The 16,859-nt window shown below is 64.2% G+C and carries 15 protein-coding genes; 8 read left to right on the forward strand and 7 right to left on the reverse strand.

What is annotated here, in order from left to right:
- Window positions 1–308 precede the first annotated feature (308 nt).
- From DL237_RS17760 to DL237_RS17770, 3 genes are all read left to right on the forward strand, one after another.
- Window positions 309–1,421: a C4-dicarboxylate TRAP transporter substrate-binding protein gene (locus tag DL237_RS17760; protein WP_119400441.1), complete on the forward strand. Its 1,113-nt coding sequence runs from the start codon at window positions 309–311 to the stop codon at window positions 1,419–1,421.
- Between the two features lie 83 nt (window positions 1,422–1,504).
- On the forward strand, window positions 1,505–2,020 hold the full coding sequence (locus DL237_RS17765) for a TRAP transporter small permease (protein ID WP_119400442.1): 516 nt from the start codon (window positions 1,505–1,507) through the stop codon (window positions 2,018–2,020).
- Window positions 2,017–3,333, forward strand: a complete 1,317-nt coding sequence (locus DL237_RS17770; RefSeq protein ID WP_119400443.1) for a TRAP transporter large permease — start codon at window positions 2,017–2,019, stop codon at window positions 3,331–3,333. Before DL237_RS17765 ends, DL237_RS17770 begins: the two co-directional genes overlap by 4 nt.
- A 447-nt stretch (window positions 3,334–3,780) precedes the next feature.
- Here DL237_RS17770 and ilvD read toward each other — a convergent pair whose 3' ends face one another.
- From ilvD to DL237_RS17790, 4 genes are read right to left on the reverse strand one after another with little or no spacing between them, the layout of a single operon-like run.
- Window positions 3,781–5,478 (reverse strand): dihydroxy-acid dehydratase, encoded by a 1,698-nt coding sequence (ilvD, locus tag DL237_RS17775; RefSeq protein WP_119400444.1) that lies wholly within the window; start codon window positions 5,476–5,478, stop codon window positions 3,781–3,783.
- Window positions 5,479–5,488: 10 nt separating this feature from the next.
- Window positions 5,489–5,905: an aconitase X swivel domain-containing protein gene (locus DL237_RS17780; protein WP_233545046.1), complete on the reverse strand. Its 417-nt coding sequence runs from the start codon at window positions 5,903–5,905 to the stop codon at window positions 5,489–5,491.
- An 8-nt stretch (window positions 5,906–5,913) separates the two neighbouring features.
- Entirely contained in the window at window positions 5,914–7,185 is a 1,272-nt protein-coding gene (locus DL237_RS17785) for an aconitase X (RefSeq protein WP_119400446.1), read from the reverse strand.
- Between the two features lie 21 nt (window positions 7,186–7,206).
- Entirely contained in the window at window positions 7,207–8,553 is a 1,347-nt protein-coding gene (locus DL237_RS17790; protein ID WP_119400447.1) for an FAD-dependent oxidoreductase, read from the reverse strand.
- A 128-nt stretch (window positions 8,554–8,681) separates the two neighbouring features.
- On the opposite strand from DL237_RS17790, the gene DL237_RS17795 reads away from it, so the two are divergent.
- On the forward strand, window positions 8,682–9,608 hold the full coding sequence (locus DL237_RS17795; RefSeq protein WP_119400448.1) for a LysR family transcriptional regulator: 927 nt from the start codon (window positions 8,682–8,684) through the stop codon (window positions 9,606–9,608).
- A gap of 193 nt (window positions 9,609–9,801) precedes the next feature.
- On the opposite strand, the gene DL237_RS17800 is transcribed toward DL237_RS17795, so the two are convergent.
- Window positions 9,802–10,773: a fumarylacetoacetate hydrolase family protein gene (locus DL237_RS17800; RefSeq protein ID WP_119400449.1), complete on the reverse strand. Its 972-nt coding sequence runs from the start codon at window positions 10,771–10,773 to the stop codon at window positions 9,802–9,804.
- Between the two features lie 25 nt (window positions 10,774–10,798).
- Window positions 10,799–11,470, reverse strand: coding sequence for a TetR family transcriptional regulator (locus tag DL237_RS17805; protein WP_119400450.1), 672 nt, complete (start codon window positions 11,468–11,470; stop codon window positions 10,799–10,801).
- 116 nt (window positions 11,471–11,586) lie between these two features.
- On the opposite strand from DL237_RS17805, the gene DL237_RS17810 reads away from it, so the two are divergent.
- Genes DL237_RS17810 through DL237_RS17825 form a run of 4 tightly spaced genes read left to right on the forward strand, consistent with a single transcriptional unit; the run spans window position 11,587 to window position 15,578 of the window.
- On the forward strand, window positions 11,587–12,660 hold the full coding sequence (locus DL237_RS17810; RefSeq protein WP_119400451.1) for a C4-dicarboxylate TRAP transporter substrate-binding protein: 1,074 nt from the start codon (window positions 11,587–11,589) through the stop codon (window positions 12,658–12,660).
- Window positions 12,661–12,717: 57 nt separating this feature from the next.
- Window positions 12,718–13,254, forward strand: coding sequence for a TRAP transporter small permease subunit (locus DL237_RS17815; RefSeq protein ID WP_119400452.1), 537 nt, complete (start codon window positions 12,718–12,720; stop codon window positions 13,252–13,254).
- Window positions 13,251–14,567, forward strand: coding sequence for a TRAP transporter large permease (locus DL237_RS17820; RefSeq protein ID WP_119400453.1), 1,317 nt, complete (start codon window positions 13,251–13,253; stop codon window positions 14,565–14,567). Before DL237_RS17815 ends, DL237_RS17820 begins: the two co-directional genes overlap by 4 nt.
- Window positions 14,568–14,579: 12 nt before the next feature.
- Entirely contained in the window at window positions 14,580–15,578 is a 999-nt protein-coding gene (locus tag DL237_RS17825; protein WP_119400454.1) for an MBL fold metallo-hydrolase, read from the forward strand.
- Window positions 15,579–15,878: 300 nt separating this feature from the next.
- Here DL237_RS17825 and DL237_RS17830 read toward each other — a convergent pair whose 3' ends face one another.
- Window positions 15,879–16,847, reverse strand: a complete 969-nt coding sequence (locus tag DL237_RS17830; RefSeq protein WP_119400455.1) for an ABC transporter substrate-binding protein — start codon at window positions 16,845–16,847, stop codon at window positions 15,879–15,881.
- Window positions 16,848–16,859 lie beyond the last annotated feature (12 nt).

Consider the following 16,859-nt stretch of genomic DNA (forward strand, 5'->3'; position numbering starts at 1 on the left):
GCCCCTCGGGATCGGCGGATTTCATAATATGAATTATGTTAAGTAATTCGCTCCCCTGGGGCGTGGTTCTTCGGGGTGGCTGGATTTGGCCTACCGCCCCTGCGGCGGAGCAAGCAGGACTGACAGGGCAGATTTGCCCGTGAAACCGCGCGAAAGACGACCATCTGCGGGGCAGAACGGGGCCAGCTGTTCCAATTCACGAAAGCTTCTTTCCGACAATCGTGCTGGTTTGATGCCTAATACCGTCTCATCCTCGCTTGAGGCACACCGCCATAAGCGGTTGAACCTGTGTCTAGGGAGGAAAGACAATGTTCAAGAAAATGGGAATCGCCCTCGGCGTGGCCGCCATGCTGGCCGCACCGGGGTTGTCCGCCAAGGAATTGGTCTACGGCTCGTGGATGGGGGCCAATGCGTCGACCAACCAGATTGCGCTGCCGGCATATTTCAAGCTGATCGAGGAGGCGACCCAAGGGGAGGTGGAGTGGACCCTCGTTCCAGGTGGTCAGCTGGCCAGTGGCCCGGGCACCGTCGATGCGGTGAAGGGCAACCTGATCGATGCGGGCACGACAATGGCCCCCTACACGCCACGCGAACTGCCGGCGACGAACGCGATCTTCAACCGTACGGTTGCGGGGGACGATGTGGTGGGAACCGCCGGCGCCATGAACGAACTGCTGATGCTGAACTGCCCGCAATGCCAGGCGGAGTTCAAGCGCAACAATGCCGTGGGGTTTGCGGGCTACAATACCACGCCTTACCTGCTGATGTGCAAACCCGAGGTCAAGACCGTGGCCGATCTGGACGGGGTCAAGGTGCGGGCCTCGGGCGGGGGCGTTGCGGTGATCAAGAAAACGGGCGCAACACCCGTGGCCATGAACCCGGCCGAAGCGACCGCCGCGCTGGAACGCGGCGTGGTCGATTGCGTGATGGGCTCGCTCGCCTGGCTGCGCAACTATGGCTACATGGACATCGTTGATTACGTGCTGGATTATCCTCTGGGCATGGCGGGGCCGCCGATGCTGATGTACGTCAACCGCGACGCCTGGAACGCGATGACCCCGGAACAGCGCAAGGCCCATATCGACAACGCGGCACGACTGGTCGCCATCGGCACGATCGAGGCGCAGCTTGAGGTCGACGCCGAGGTCAAGGACGCGGCGCTGCAAAAGGGCATCACCTTCAACACCGGTGGGGATGATTTCGCCGCCATCATGCAGGAACGCACGGACGAGCAGACCGCCGAGATCGTGGAGATTGCCACGGCTGCCGGGGTGGAGGACATCGAAGGCCTGCTGGCAACCTACAGCGATCTTCTGGACAAGTGGCACGGCCTTTCGCAGGACATCGGCATGGACGTCGACAAGTTCACCGAGGCGCTGAACCGCGAAGTCTATTCCAAGGTGGACCCCGAGGCCCTGTGACCCGAGGCACCGTGAGACGACGCGCAGAGCGTTGGTGCGGGGCCTCAGGGCCCCGCGTTTCACCCTGATCGTGAAAGTGGAAAATGCCCCAATTGAAACGTTTGCTGGACGGCTTTGCAGGCCTGGCCACCGTGGTCGCCTGCATTGTCGTCGTCATCATGATGCTGCATGTCTGCGCGGATGTCGCCATGCGCACGTTCCTGAACCAGCCGCTGATCGGCACGACCGAGATCGTGTCGGCCTATTACATGGTCTGCATCGCCTTTCTGCCGATTGCCTGGATCGCGAAGCAGCGCGGGCATATCATCGTCGAGCTGTTCACGGCGGGTCTGTCGAAACGGTCGCTGTTGCGGATGGATGCGGTCGCCGGTCTGGCGACGCTGATCTACGTCGGTGTCTTTTGCTGGCAGGTGGTCAAGACCGCCATCGAAAAGACCCATATCCACGAAGCATGGGAAGCGGCGACCGGATATGTCGAGATATGGCCATCGCGCTGGCTGATCCCCGTCGGCTTTCTGACGATGGGCATCTACGTGATCATCCAGATCGTCAATGACATCCGGGACGCGCGCCTGCCCGACGAGGGAGAGCCGCAATGAGTGGTCCGATGATCGGAGGGCTGGGCCTTTTCCTTGTCCTCGTCCTGATTGCCGTGCGCATCCCGATCGGCGTTGCCCTCGGTATCGTTGCGGTGGTCGGGCTGTCCCTGCTGCGCAACATGAATGTCGCGATGAACGTGATGCAGCAAACGCCGTTCGAGGTGGCTGCCAACTGGGGTCTGTCCGCTATTCCGATGTTCATCCTGATGGGCGCCATTGCGCACCACTCCGGTATTTCCATTGCCCTGTTCCGCGCCGCACGGCTGTGGGCGTCTGGGTTGCCGGGGGGCCTTGCCGTGGCGACCAACCTGGCCTCGGCGGGCTTTGCCGCCGCGTCGGGGTCGTCGGTGGCCACCGCCGCAACGATGAGCAAGCTGGCCATCCCCGAGATGCTGAAAAACGGCTATGACAAGGGGCTTGCGGCCGGGGTCGTGGCGTCTTCGGGCACGTTGGGGGCGCTGATCCCGCCCTCGATCATGTTCGTGATCTACGGCGTCTTTGCAGAGGTATCTATCACCAAGCTGCTGATGGCCGGGATCCTGCCAGGGCTGCTGACTGCGACTGTCTACATGGTGATGATCGTCGGGCGGTCCTGGCTGCAGCCCTCGATCGCGCCGCGGATCCGGGTCGAGGACGCCGACGGCACGCTATGGGCGCAGCGCTGGCGCGCCCTCTGGCCGGTCTGGCCGGTGCTGGTGCTGATCTTCGGCATCATCGGCGGGCTGTACGGGGGGCTGTTCACGCCGACCGAGGCGGGCGCCGCGGGGGCCTTGCTGGCCTGCGCAATCGCCGTCAGCCAGCGGCGCATGACCTTCGGGGTGCTGCGCAAAAGCGTCGTCGAGGCGGTCGTGACGACTGCGTCGCTGCTGTTCGTGGCCTATGGCGCGGTGATGTTTGCCAAGTTCCTGGCCCTGTCGGGGATGCCCGTCTACATGGGCAACCTGATCCGCATGCTGGAACTGGGGCCGTATCAGCTGGTTCTGGCGGCCAGTGTCATCTACCTGATCCTGGGGATGTTCCTGGACCCGCTGGGCGTGCTGCTGCTGTCGCTGCCGGTCATGCAGCCGATGTTTGCCGCGGTAGGGGCCGATCCGATCTGGCTGGGCGTCATCGTGGTCAAGTTCATCGAGATCGGGCTGTTGACGCCGCCGGTGGGGTTCAACGTCTACGTGGTGAAATCTGCGGTGGGGGACGAAATATCGCTCGGCACGATCTTCAGGGGCGTCGGCTGGTTCCTGGGGTGCGAGGTCGTGGTGATGTTCCTGCTGGTGGTCTATCCGCAAATCTCGCTCTACCTGCCGAGCCTGATGTAGGACGCCTTGGGGTGGGCGCGGTGAACGCGCCCACCTGCCCGCCTGCGACATGGTTCCGTGCGGGGTCGGTTTCGGTGGGCAGGGCGCGCGCACGTTGCGATGCGCGACGCCCACCCGCCTTGTCATGGCGGGGGGTGCCGCCCATCCTGAATGGGCGCGATCCGCCGGGCGATGCCGCCCTGCTGCCCGAGCAAATCTCACATTCATGTTCCTGTCAGCATCCCGACATCACCAACGCGACCTCGGCCGCCGATCGGACGAATCCGGGCAGCCGGGGGGGCATTCCCGCGCTGCGCGGTGCTATGACCGCAAGGCAAGGGCCCTGCCCCCATACGATCAAAGCCCGGCGGTTTGCCGGGCTTTGGACGCGAGAGATCGTGGTGCGTCAGGGCAGATTGACGTTCTGTTGCGGCGGGCCGGTGCCTGATCCGGCCCGCACCGGTGCGCTCAGCTGTCGACGGGGCCGAGGGTTGCGCCCTTGTCCATCGGGCCAACCGCGCGTTCGTAGATCGACAGCCAGCCGCGTTGATCCGACAGCGCGGGCGCCGGCAGGGCCGCCGCGCGCCGCGCCATTTCCTCGGGGCTGACGTCGGCATCGACCCGGCGCGCCAAAACGTCGATGGTGATCATGTCGCCTTCGACCAGCAGACCCAGCGGGCCACCGCCATGCGCCTCGGGCGAGACTTCGCCCACCACCAGGCCCTTGTTCACCAGGCCGGAAAGCTGACCGTCGGTCACGACGGAGACATCTGCGCCCAGGCCCGCGCCCTCGATCGCGAACACCAGCCTTGAGGCCATGCCCATCCCCGGCCCGCCCTTCAGGCCAAGCCCGCGCAGCACGACCACGTCCCCCGCCTTGACCTTGCCCGTCCTGACGCCTTCGATCGCGTCGTTGGGCTGTTCGAAAATCACGGCGGGGCCGGTGACCTTGAGCTTTCGGTCATAACGCAGGCCCAGCTTGATGATGGCCATGTCGGGGGCAAGGTTGCCGCGCACCATGACGATGGCGGGCCGGTCCGAAATGGGATCGCTGAGCGGGCGTATGGTGTCCGTCGGCGGCGTGTAACCTTCCAGCAGTTCGGCCAGGGATTTGCCTGCGACGCTGCGGGCATCCCCCCGTGCCAGCGGGCCAAGCTGCTTGAGAATACCGCGCGCGCCGCCGCCGTCCTCAAGCTCCTCTATCGAGGATGTGCCGGAGGGGCGCACGGCGCACAGGACCGGGACATCATCCATGAAGCGTTCATACATGCCGTAGACGTCGACCCCGGATTGCGCCTCGGTCGCGACGGCTTGCAAATGCTTGACGGTGTTGATGGAGGCGGACAGCGCAAAGACCGTCTTGACGGCATTTTCGAACGCGGCCTCGGTCAGGATGTCGCGGGGGCGCAGGTCTTCCCAGACCATGTCGACGATGCGCCGGCCAGCCTCGGCGGCGTTGTCCAGCATCTTCGTTCCGCTGGCACGCACCGGCGCGGTGCCCGGCAGCGACATCCCGAGCGCCTCGATCACCGAGTGCATGGAATTCGCGGTGCCCATGCCGGAACACACGCCGGGCGACCGGATCGCGTTTTCCGACATGGCGGTCAGACGATCCAGGCTGATCGCACCCATGGCGTGATGCCCGGCCCCCAGAAAGACGTCTTCGATATCGACATGCTGGCCGTCGACCTCGCCGCTGTCCTGATAGCCGCAGATGACGAAGATCGTGGGAATGTTCAGACGCGCCGCCGCCATCAACTGCCCCGGCCCGGTCTTGTCGCAGGAGGCAAGGCAGACCATGCCGTCCAGTTGCGCGCCCTCGACCTGAACCTCGATGTCATTGGTGATCAGGTCGCGGGTCGGCAGGATATAGCGCCCGGCGGACCCGGCGGAATGGATGAAATCGCTGGGGGCGGCGGTGCGCACCTCGAACGGCAGACCGCCGGCATCGCGGATCGATTGTTTCACCCGTTCCGCGATGTGGTCCAGATGGCTGAAGCAGATCGCCAGTTCCGAAGAGGTGTTGATGACGGCGATCTTTGGGCGCGTCATGTCGTCGTCGCTCAGGCCGAGGGCACGCCACTGTGCGCGCCGCACCGCCCAGAAAGAGGAACCGATGCCAAAGTTGCTGCGCAGCGCGCGGCTGTTTTTCGGGGTATCGCTCATGATGTGCCTTTCAGGTGGGATGGACCGTGACGGTGCCGGCATCCGCATCGACAACGACATGGTCACCCGTCTTGATCGTCTGGTAAATATCGGCGTCGAACGCGGTCATGGCCGGAACACGGGTGACCACGGCGCCCAGGGCGATTTTCGTGGTCATGCGGGTAAACAGCATTGCCGCCGGGGCGACATCGTTCAGCCGTGTCATGTGAAAGAACGCCGACCATCCCGAGGACCCCTTGGCACCGGGAAAGATCAGGATCTTTCCGGCAAAGCTCTGTCCGACCAGTTCGTGTCGCCGTTCGATGATGGAGCCGTCCCGTTCGTTGATGCCGCCCCAGCCCGAAATGGTCTGGGTGGTCACCAGGGCTTCGCCCTCGGCGTAGCCGCCGACGACCTTTCGCCCCGTCAGGATGAGCGGAGATGTCATGACCTTCATCAGAAATCCCCCCTCCAGCGGCCCGAAAGCCCGGCGTCGATGCAGGCCTCGACCGATCCGAACCAGCCCTGCACGTTTGCGATCGCCGGCAGATAATGTGCCTGTTTCGCGGAATCGGTGGCAATGACACGCGTGCCTTCGGGCAGACTCCGCGAAATGGCGGGACATGTGTCCGACATGACCTGGCCGCCCGCCGCCTCGATCAGCGCGACATAGCCTGAGCGTTCGGCCACCGAGCGGATCGCGCGCGGGGTATGCACCCACAACCGCACGTCCGGGTGCAGGCGTTTCCCGTCAAGCAGATGGGCGATCCTGCCGACCTGTTCGATGCTGTTGTGCGGGCACCCCAGCATGATGAAATCGACCTTGTCGTCGGTGGCGCTTTGCAGGTTTTCGTACATGCGTTTGCGCGCCGCCGCGTCGTAGACAAAGGTTTCCTCGGCTTCGCGGGTGCCAAAGGCCTCGGCGCTGTCGCGCGCCTCGGGGGTCTTGCCCGGCAGGTGGTACATCTCGACCCCGCCGGACGATGCCGCCGCCGCGCCGAAATGCTTGAGCTTGACCAGGTCGTGATGCCCCAGGGCGCCTTCGATGACGGGGATGTTCTCCTCCACCGACTCGCCGGTGAAATAGCCCAGCAGGCCCCAGTCCATCATGCTCTCGACCTCGACCTCGACACGGATCAGGCGATTGCCGAAGCGATTTTCGGTCAGGTGATAGCCCCAGTAGGGAATGCGCCCGGTCAGCGCCGCCGCGCCTGTGCTTTCCTTGCCCTCGACGTTGGTGCGCCCGCCGAGCGCGCCGTTGCAATAGATCACGGCCGAGCTTTCCATCCAGGCGCAATGTTCCCCCAGCACCGGCACGTTGCCGACCTGGTAGGGCGTGCAGGTGGCAAACAGGTTGATGCCGCGCTTGCCGATAAAGGCTTCGTTCTTGCGCTGTATCTCGACCATCTGCGGATCGGCGCCCTGCAAGGCCCAGTTCTGGTCGTCGATCCCGGTGATCAGCTGGCAGGTCCGCGCTGCCACGTGCGGGATCTCGACCACCTTGTCGCTGTCCAGGTTCAGCTTGGAAAACACCTCTTCCATGCCGCGTTCGGCAATCGGGCGGATCGACGGCGTCGAGGCGTTGAAGGCGCCTGCGACGTTGTCGGTCCTGATCAGGCGTTCCGCGCCAAGCGCCTCTCCGTAACGGATCAGCAGATCCATCGCGGCGGCAACCCCCTCGCCCTTGTCGCCGTCGCGCATCGCGCATTCTTCATCGGTAAGTTGCATGACTCCTCCCAGAGTTCACAATCAGGAAATCGTCGCGACAGACGCCAGTTCTTTTTCGTCCCAGCGGTAGTGTTCGCGATCGACATTATCCGACACCCGCGCGCGCATTGCATCCATGTCGATCTGATGGATCGATCCGGTACCGGCAAGATCGAGCGCATGGGCCGCCGCCATGCCCATGGCCATGCACGGCCCCATGACCCGAACGGAGGACAACGCCGCGCTGTCGGCATCGATGCAGCGCCCGGCCGCGACGACGTTGTGACAGCCCGCCGGGGTCAGACTGCCCAGCGGAATATAGTGCACGTGGTCCTTGTCGAAGACGATCCAGTGGTGGCCGTCATCGTGGTCATGCAGTTCGATCGGCCAGGCGGTGCGCCCGATTGCGCTGTCGAACTTGGTGCCGGCGCGAATTTCGTCGACGGTCAGGTGATGGGTTCCCACGATCCAGCGGGTCTGACGGATGCCCGGCAGACCAAAGGAACGCACCCGCGACTGGCCAAAGCAGTCGCTGAATTCCGTTCGCAGGAACTCCACGGCGCGCGCCGCCTGGTCCTTGCCATCCAGCGCGGCGGCCGAGGCCGCGACAGGCTCCAGCGGGGTTTCGACGTGGGTCATGTTCATTGCGGCAATGCCACGCCCGGGAATGGTAAAGCCCAGCCCCTCGCGCCGCCGCAGCCCGTACTTGTCCCCGACTTCCTTCATTCGGGCGCCGATCTCTTCGCGGCTGGGTTGGGCCGCTTCGTTGATGTTTTCCAGCACGACCATCTGCGTCCCGAACACTCCGTTGCGATCCGGTTCGCGGCATTCGAACCCGGCCTGCCAGATCAGCGCGGCATCGCCCGAACTGTCGACATATCCGTCCGCCTCGATATCCAGCGGCCCGTAGCGGGTGACGAAACTGGTGCGCACGATCCGGCCGTTTTCCACAACCGTGCCATTCAGCGTCGCGCCCAGCACCACGTTGATGCCCGCGGCCAGGATGCTTTGTTCGACCCAGCGGCCCAGGGCCACCTCGTCGTAATACAGCACCGTCGTGTTGGGGCCGTGCCGATAGTAGTGCGCCTTGTCCTGTGCCTCCAGCCACTTGAGCATGTCGTCGGCAATGCCATGGGTGAACTGAAAACCGTGGGTGCCGTTGGAAAACAACCCGCAGAACGTCGCGATGATCGAGTTGACGGCCTGCCCCCCAAGTGCCGGCTGACTGTCGACCAGCACCACCTTGCGGCCCAGCTTGGCGGCCTGCAACGCCGCGGTGACGCCGGATATTCCGGCCCCGACGATGCAGACCTCTGTCTTGATCCGCTGGATCGGTGCCGCAGTATCGCGCCGGACAATGCGTGTCGCGGTGTTGAATTCCTCAGCCATGCACGGGCTCTCCCCTCTTCCTGTTCATCGCCAAGGTTGCAGATCGGGCTGATCCGAAACACGCTTGATATGCGCCCTTACCTTTTGCATATTGCGAAAAGTGACAGGCCGGGGGGAGGCAGATCACGATGGATACAATTGACAACATGCGCACCTTTCTGGCCGTGGCCAAGGCAGGCAGCTTTTCCGCCGCCGCGCGCGATCTCAATACGGTGCCGTCCGTGGTGTCGAAAAAGATCAACCGCCTCGAGGATCAGATCGGCGCGGCGTTGTTCCTGAGATCGACCCGCAAACTGACCCTCACCGAAACCGGCGACCGGTTCTATCCGCGGTTCCTGTCCATCGTGCACGACGTCGCGGAGACCTTTGCCGACATCCGCCAGACCAAAAGCGATCTGGACGGCACCCTGCGCATCAAGTGCCCCACGACGCTGAGCGTGCTGCATTTCGGCCGGATCGTGACGGAATTTCAGGCGGCGCATCCGCGGACCAAGATCGACCTGGTGCTGATGGATCGCTCGGTCAATCCCATCGAAGAGGGTTTCGACATTGCCATCGGCGCCCTGCCCGCCACCTTTCCCAATGTCGATATCGTGGCCCTGTGCCCCTATCTGCGTCAGGTCGTGGCCGCCCCTGACTATCTCAGGGATGCGGGGCCGCTCGACCATCCGCGCGACCTGCTGGACCATACCTGCCTGACCTTTCACCCCTCCGGGTCCAACTGGACCTTCATCGGAGAGCAGGGCCCGGTCAGCGTCGACGTGCATTCGCGCTTTTCCGTGAATGACAGCCAGGTTCTGGTCGATGCCGCGCTGCTGAACCTGGGGGTGGCCCTGGTGGCCGGCTACCTCGCGCGGCCCTACGTCGAGACCGGGCAATTGTGCGAAGTCCTGCCGGGCTTTGCCGTGCCGGACATCTGGGTGAACGCCTATATCCCCAAGACGCAGATCAAGAAGGAACTGGTCTCGGCCATGCTGGATTGGATCCGTGACGCGGTTGCCCCGGTGGCCCCCTGGGATCGCCCCCGGCAGGGCAGCGTGGGTGTGGCCACGTGACATGCCGACCCATCCGCCCTGATCCCGGCTGCCCGACCTGCCTCGCTTACTCGACCTGCCTCGCTTACCCGACCCGCCTCGCCTGCGCCGCCTGACCGGACGCGCGGCCAGGTTCCGGGACCGCGCGTTCTTCAGACGCCGCGTTGTCTGGCGTCGGGGGCCTGCACCCGTGGCACGCGCGGTCCCGGGGGCCCTAGGTCGCCGGTTTGATCAGCCTGTTGCGCAGAATGCCGATGCCTTCCACCTCCAGCTCGACCACGTCGCCGGGCGACAGAAAGCGCATATGCTCCAGCCCGCAGCCGTTGCCGACGGTGCCCGAGCCGAGGAATTCGCCCGGCCGCAGCGTTTCGGACGCCGAGACATGTTCGATCACCTGCTCGAAGGACCAGTGCATCGTGCTGGTCGAGCCGCGCCCCCATTCCTCGCCGTTGACCCGGCAGATCATCATCTTGTCGTAGGGGTCGCCAAATTCGTCGGCTGTCACCAGGCAGGGGCCCATCGGGTTGGCGGTGTCGAAATCCTTGCCCTTGGCCGGGCCAAGTTGCCCCCCCATTTCCGCCGTCTGCGCATCGCGCGCGGTGAAATCGTTGAAGATGGTGTAGCCAAAGATATAGGGGCGCGCGTCGCTGGCCTTCACGTCTTTCGCGGTCTTGCCGATGTAGATTCCGAACTCCAGCTCGAAGTCCATGAACCTGGAATAGGACGGCCAGATCACGTCCGTTTCATGGCCGACCACGGAAAACCGGTTGGCCTTGTAATAGATCGGCTGTTCGTAAAACGTCTCCGGCACGCTCAGAATACCTTTGCGCGCCATCTCGGCCTCGGCGGCCTCCGGGTCGTCGAACTGTTGCGCGCGCAGCTTGCGCGCCTGCTGAAAGGCCTGCTTCAGGTGGGTTTCAAAGCACAGGCAGTCACGCATCTGGATGGGCGGTTCGACTGGCGCAAGCAGGCGCACACCCTCGCGCGCGACCATGTGGCCGTTGGAGGCCGTGGCTTCGGCGACGCCTGCGCGCTCCAACGCGGCATCGCCGCCTTCGATCAGCCCCTGGATCGAGGTGATCGCCCCGTCAGTCGCCTGCGACAGGTCAAGGATCCGATCTCCTTCGCCCAACAGGACCCCTGGCCGGGGATGACCACCCCCGGCGTCGTATGTCACCAGTTTCATAGCAGTTCCTCCCTGAACTTTCTCGCTATTGCATGTGTTTCGTCTGGCTTCGGTCCCGATGCTTCAGACCGGCGGTCAGAATGGCCACGATGTGAACGGCGGCGGCCTCAGGGTCGCTGGAATCGGCGGTGCCCCCGGACAAGCGGGCGATGCGCCCGATATCCATCATGACGATCATCATGGCGCCCAGCATCGTCTGGTAGGCCCAGTTCACCTCGGCCTGCGTCCATTCCGGGAAACATTCACCAAGGGCGTCCAGCATCATCTCGGCCACGGGGTCGAACAGCTCGCGGAAAATGCCGCGCCCCTCGGAGCTCGGGTCGGACAGCTCGCGTGCCAGAATGCGACCGAACGCGCCATCGTCGCTGCCGTTGCGCAGCCCGAACATCGGCACGATCAGCGCCTTGACCACCAGTTCGACGCGCCTGTCCCAATCGGGTTCGGACCTGGCCAGTTGCAGCCCCACGACGCGCTGGTCGTAGATCGCGGGCGCGCGTTTTTCGAACACCGCGCGATACAGCCCCTCCTTGGAACCGAAGTGATAGTTGATCAGCGCCACGGGAACCCCCGCCGCCTCGGCAATCTTGCGGGCGGTCGTCGCCTCATAGCCGTACTGGCCAAACAGCCCGACCGATGAGTCGAGAATCCTGTCCTTGGCGGTGTCGCCTTGCTTTGGTTGCGTCTTGGGTTGGGCCACTGGGTCGTCCTGCGTGTCGGGTTGAACATCATAATAAAAAACTTGAACGCTTGTTCAAGTGCTATTATCCAATTCAGGGGAGCTGCCGGAAATGGCGCCCCGCTAGGGAGGAAATCATGAACAAACTTTTCGCATCCGCAGCGTTTGCGGGCGGCCTGCTTGCGTCTGCGGCAGGACCCGCCGCGGCGCAGGAAACCATTCCGCTGACCATCGTGTCCGGCCACCCTGAGGTGTTTCTCTGGGTCAAGCACATGCACGAAACCTTCATCCCGGCGGTCGACGCCGCCCTTGCCGAAACCGGCGAGGTCAAGATCGACTGGACCGAAGCCTACGGCGGCACGCTGGTCCGACTGGGATCCGAGGCCGAAGCCCTCGAAACCGGGATCGCCGATATCGCAATGGCCTCTGGCGTCTTCGATCCGGCGGGCATGGGCATTCTGAACATCACCTACGCCATGCCCTTCGGTCCGACCGACCCCGAAATGGTGACAGGCGCTGTCGAGGACGCGCTCTATTCCGTCGACGGGCTGCTTGATCAGATCACGCAGGAAACCGGCGTGGTCTACATCGGCGGTGGCGTGGCGATCGACGGCTACAACATCGCGACGAAACGCCCCCTCAACACCCGCGCGGACATGGACGGCATGCGCATCGGCGGGGCCGGCCCGAACCTGGCCTGGCTCGATTCGACCGGCGCGGTCGGTGTGCAGGGCAGCTACGTTTCGTTCTACAACGATATCTCGACCGGGGTGTACGATGGCAACATCGGCTGGATGACGGCCAACGTTCCCGCCCGCCTGTACGAGGTCGCGCCCTACTGGAACCGCATTGATTTCGGCGCGATGTACATCGGCGGTCTGGGAATTGCCGAACGGGTCTGGGACGGTTTCTCGGACAGCACGCGCGCCGCCTTCCGCGCCGGGGCCGAAGCCTATGCGGCGGCGTTTTTTGAGGAGCAGGCCGCCAAGTACGCCGCTTCGGAAAAGACCATGCTCGAAAATGGCGGCTCCGAGGTGAAAATGGACCCGGCCGAGCGCGAAGCCTGGATCGCCGAAATGCGCAACCCGATCACCGCCTGGCGCGACGCCGCGCTGGCGCGGGGCGAACCCGTCGACGCAATGCTGACCGCCTATCGCGACACGCTGGCAGAGGGCGGATTTACCTTCCAGCGCGATTACCTGGCCGAATGAAATGACCTGCCGGGGGGTGGCCCCGCCGCCCCCCGGCATCATCATCGGGAGAACCCAATGCCTTCCAGACACCCTGAAAGACAGCCCCGCCGTCATCCTGCCATCCTCGCGCCCATCGTGATCGGGCTGAATGCCCTCGGGTCGATCTGGATCATCGGGCTGATGCTGCTGATCTGTTCGGACATCCTCATGCGTACGCTGTTCAACGCCCCGATTGCGGGCGTGGCCGAGATGGTGGCCTTTTCCATCGTCGGCATCGTCTTTCTGCAACTGGCCCATACCCTGTCGACCGGCGCGCTGACCCGTTCCGACCTGGTGCTCGACACGCTGGCCCGCCGGACCCCGCGCCTGCGCGGCTACGTCCTGGCAGTCTACAGCCTGACCGGCGCGGTCCTGCTGGCCATCGCGCTCTGGCGGTTCTTTCCGTCACTGATGCAGGCCTGGGACCGGCCAGAGCGGCACTTCATGGGCAATCCCGGCTTTTTCCAGATCCCGACCTGGCCACTCTATGCGCTGATGGTCATCGGAATGGCCGCCACCATCGCCCAGTTTGCCGCAGGCGCCCTTGCGGCCCTGACAGGAGAAGACGGATGAGCGGTGTTGAAATCGCCTTCGGCTCCATCGCCCTGATGCTGGTGCTGATCTATGGCGGGCTGCATGTCGCCATTGCCCTGATCCTGACCAGCTTTCTGGGCGTCTGGATCCTGCGGGACAACTTTGACCTGGCCGCGAACATGCTGGTGGTGGCGTTCAAGGATTCCATCACCGACCAGCTGTTCGGGGTGGTGCCGCTGTTCGTGCTGATGGGGCTGGTCGTGTCGATATCGGGGATGGGGCGCGACACCTTCGATGTGGCGCAACAGGCCTTTCGGCGGATCCGCGGCGGGCTGGGGGTCGCCACGGTGGCCGCAAACGCAGTGTTCGCCGCGATCACCGGCATCTCGATCGCCTCCGCGGCGGTGTTCACCAAGGTCGCCGTGCCGGAAATGCGGCGGCATGGATACACGCGGCCGTTCTCTGTCGGGGTGGTCGCGGGGTCGTCGGTGCTGGGGATGCTGATCCCGCCCTCGCTGCTGTTCATCCTGTACGGCATCCTGACCGAACAATCGGTCGGATCGCTGTTCATCGCCGGGGTTCTGCCGGGGCTTCTGCTGGCCGCCACCTATGCCGCCGGCATCATTGCGATGGCCTATCTGCTGCCCGGCTTTGTCGGCGGCACGACACGGCACGACGATCCCCCCGCCCCGCGGATGGGCTGGCCCGAGATCGCGGCGAAACTGCTGCCGATCGCCGCGCTGGTCGCGCTCGTGATGGGCGGCATCTACGGCGGCATATTCACCCCGACCGAGGCCGGCGGCGCCGGGGCCGCAGGTGCCATCGTCGTCGCCCTGATCAAGCGTCGCCTGGGCTGGCGCGAATTCTGGCAGGTGCTGGTGCAGACCGGGCACACCACGGCATCGATCTGCTTTCTCATCATCGGGGCCAGCCTCTATTCCCGGATGCTGGCGTTTACCGGAATGCCCGGCTGGCTGGGTCAATCGGTGCTGAATGCCGGGTTCTCGGCGAACGGCGTGGTGATCTCGATGATCGTGGTCATGGTCCTGCTGGGCACCATCCTCGACAGCTCGTCCATCCTGCTGCTGGTGCTGCCGATTGCGGTTCCCATCCTGAACGGCCTTGGCGTCGATCTGATCTGGCTGGGCGTCATCGCCATCCTGTCGGTCGAAATCGGCCTGCTTACACCGCCCTTCGGCATCGCCGTCTACGTCATCAAGGCCACGCTCGGGCCCGAGGGCGACATAACCCTCGGGCAGATCTTCGCGGGCGCGGCCCCTTTCGCGCTGATGATGCTGCTGGTGCTGGGCCTGGTATTCTTTTTCCCGGCCATCGCCACGGCGCTACTTTAAGGAGGACACCTCATGTCCAGATGGAAATACACCAAGGGCCTGCATGATCTTGGAAACGGGTGCTGGGGCTATCTCGTCCCCGACGGGTCGTGGGGCTGGTCAAACGCCGGGCTGATTGCCGATGGCGACGCGACGCTGCTGGTCGATACCCTGTTCGACCTGAAATGCACGGGCGAGATGCTGAGCGACATGCGCAACGCCGTGCCCGCCTCGGAAAAGATCGGCGTTCTGGTCAATACCCATGCGGATGGCGATCACACCTTCGGGAATCAACTGGTCAAGGGCGCGCGCATCATCGGCACCGAAGGCACGGTCAGCGACTTTCGCCGTTTCGACCCCGCGCTGCTGCTCGCCGTTCAGCAGGATCCGGCCAAATTCGGCCGCCCGGGCAAGTTCATTGCCGAATGTTTTCGCCCCTTCGACTTTTCCGGCATCGAACTGACCGAACCGACCGAGACGTTTCGCGACCGCATGACCCTCAAGGTCGGGGACAAGCGCGTCGAGCTGATCGAGGTCGGCCCGGCGCATTCGCTGGGCGACGCCCTGATCTACGTGCCCGAGGACAAGGTGCTCTATACCGGCGACATCCTGTTTTCGGCGGGCACGCCGATTGCCTGGTACGGCCCGATCGCCCGCTGGATCGACGTGTGCAACATGGTGCTGGGCATGGATGTGGACATCATCGTTGCCGGGCACGGCCCGATTTCAACCAAGGAAGACGTCCGCAAGATGCGCGATTACCTGCTGGACGTGACGGAAAAGGCCCGCCCCCTGTACGAACAGGGCATGGATTTCCTGAATGCCGCCTACAAGATCGACCTCGGCGGCTATCGTGACTGGAACGATGCCGAACGCGTGGTCGTCACGATGCGCACCCTGTTCGACGATTTCGAGAACGCACCGGAGCGGCCCGTGCATGTGCCGCTGCCGTTCTTCGAGATGATGAAGGACATGCGCGATCACATGGGCAAACCGCCCGTCCACCACGGCTATTGCGACCACGATCACTAGGGGAGGCGGCGGGTCGGCGGCCACCGGCACGCGGCAATTTGCGCGGGCAGGGTCGCGGCCAGCGGCCCTTGCCCGGCGCCGCGCGATCTTCGCCGGCGCACCGTTCAGTTACCGCTCGGATACCGTTCAAATACCGACGTGCGAATTCAGGGATATCAGTAACTTAGCCCGCAGATACCGACATGCCCTGCCCCCAGGCCTTGCACCATGTCCTGCATCTGCGCCCTGCCGATACGTGAAAACACCCCGCGCCGGGCTGTGGCGCGGGGTCTCAGGTTAACCCGGCGGCGGTGGTCCGCGTCAGTCGGCCAGCGTCACCGCATCGGGGGCCACGGCTTTCAGCGCCGTCGCATCGACATGTTCCATGATGGTTGCCTCGCTCGGTGCATCTGCGTTGACGACGCCCTGCGCGACGATCCACGCCCCCTCGGAGGCCAGCAATGTCACCAGGCCCGGCGACAGCTCAAGCCCAAGGTCCACGTCCTGCCACATCACCGCCAGAGCCTCGGGGCTCATGGCCCCCTGCATCGAGGCTGAGACCGCGTTCATCGCCGCCTCGGGGGCGGCATTCACATCGGCATCCGCCTTCGCCAGCGCCCCAAGGAACGCCTTGAGAGTGCTGGATTTTTCGCCCGTCATCTCGGGCGTCGCCGCCAGCACGAAATGCGGCTGATAGCCGGGCGCGCGCAGTTCGCGATAGTCCGCGCCAAGGGCCGTTTCCGCGGCGGCATAGAATGTCGGAAACGGCACGATGGCATCCACGTCACCGCGCGACAGCGCCGACACCAGATCAACGGGCGAGGCATTGACGATCTCGGCTTCGACACCGGCGCTTTTCAGCACTTCGGACAGGAAATAGTTGACGTTGGTTCCAAGGGTCGTGCCGATCCGCTTGCCCGCAAGGTCGGCGGGGCTGGCGAAATCACCCGCCTTGGCCGAGCCGATGATGCGCGATCCGGTATAGCGGGCAAGGTCCGCCACGATGGCAAAATCCTGTCCCGTCACCGCGCCGGTGGCCGCCGGAAACTCGGCCATGAAGGCCACGTCGACCTGACCGCCCAGCAGCGCCTCGAACCCTTCGCGACCCGAGGGAAACGATACCATTTCAACCTCGACCCCGGCCTCCTCGAAATACCCTTTGGCCAGGGCGATATCGACCTGCGGTGTCTGCGGATTGGGTGTCCAGGCAAAGGTCAACGGCTCTGCCTGCGCCAGAACCGGCAGGGTGACGACCGCGACGGCAGCCGTCAAAGTACGGAAAATATTCATGTTATTCTCTCC

It is taken from the genome of Pseudooceanicola sediminis (assembly GCF_003575965.1).
Classification (GTDB): Bacteria; Pseudomonadota; Alphaproteobacteria; order Rhodobacterales; family Rhodobacteraceae; genus Pseudooceanicola; species Pseudooceanicola sediminis.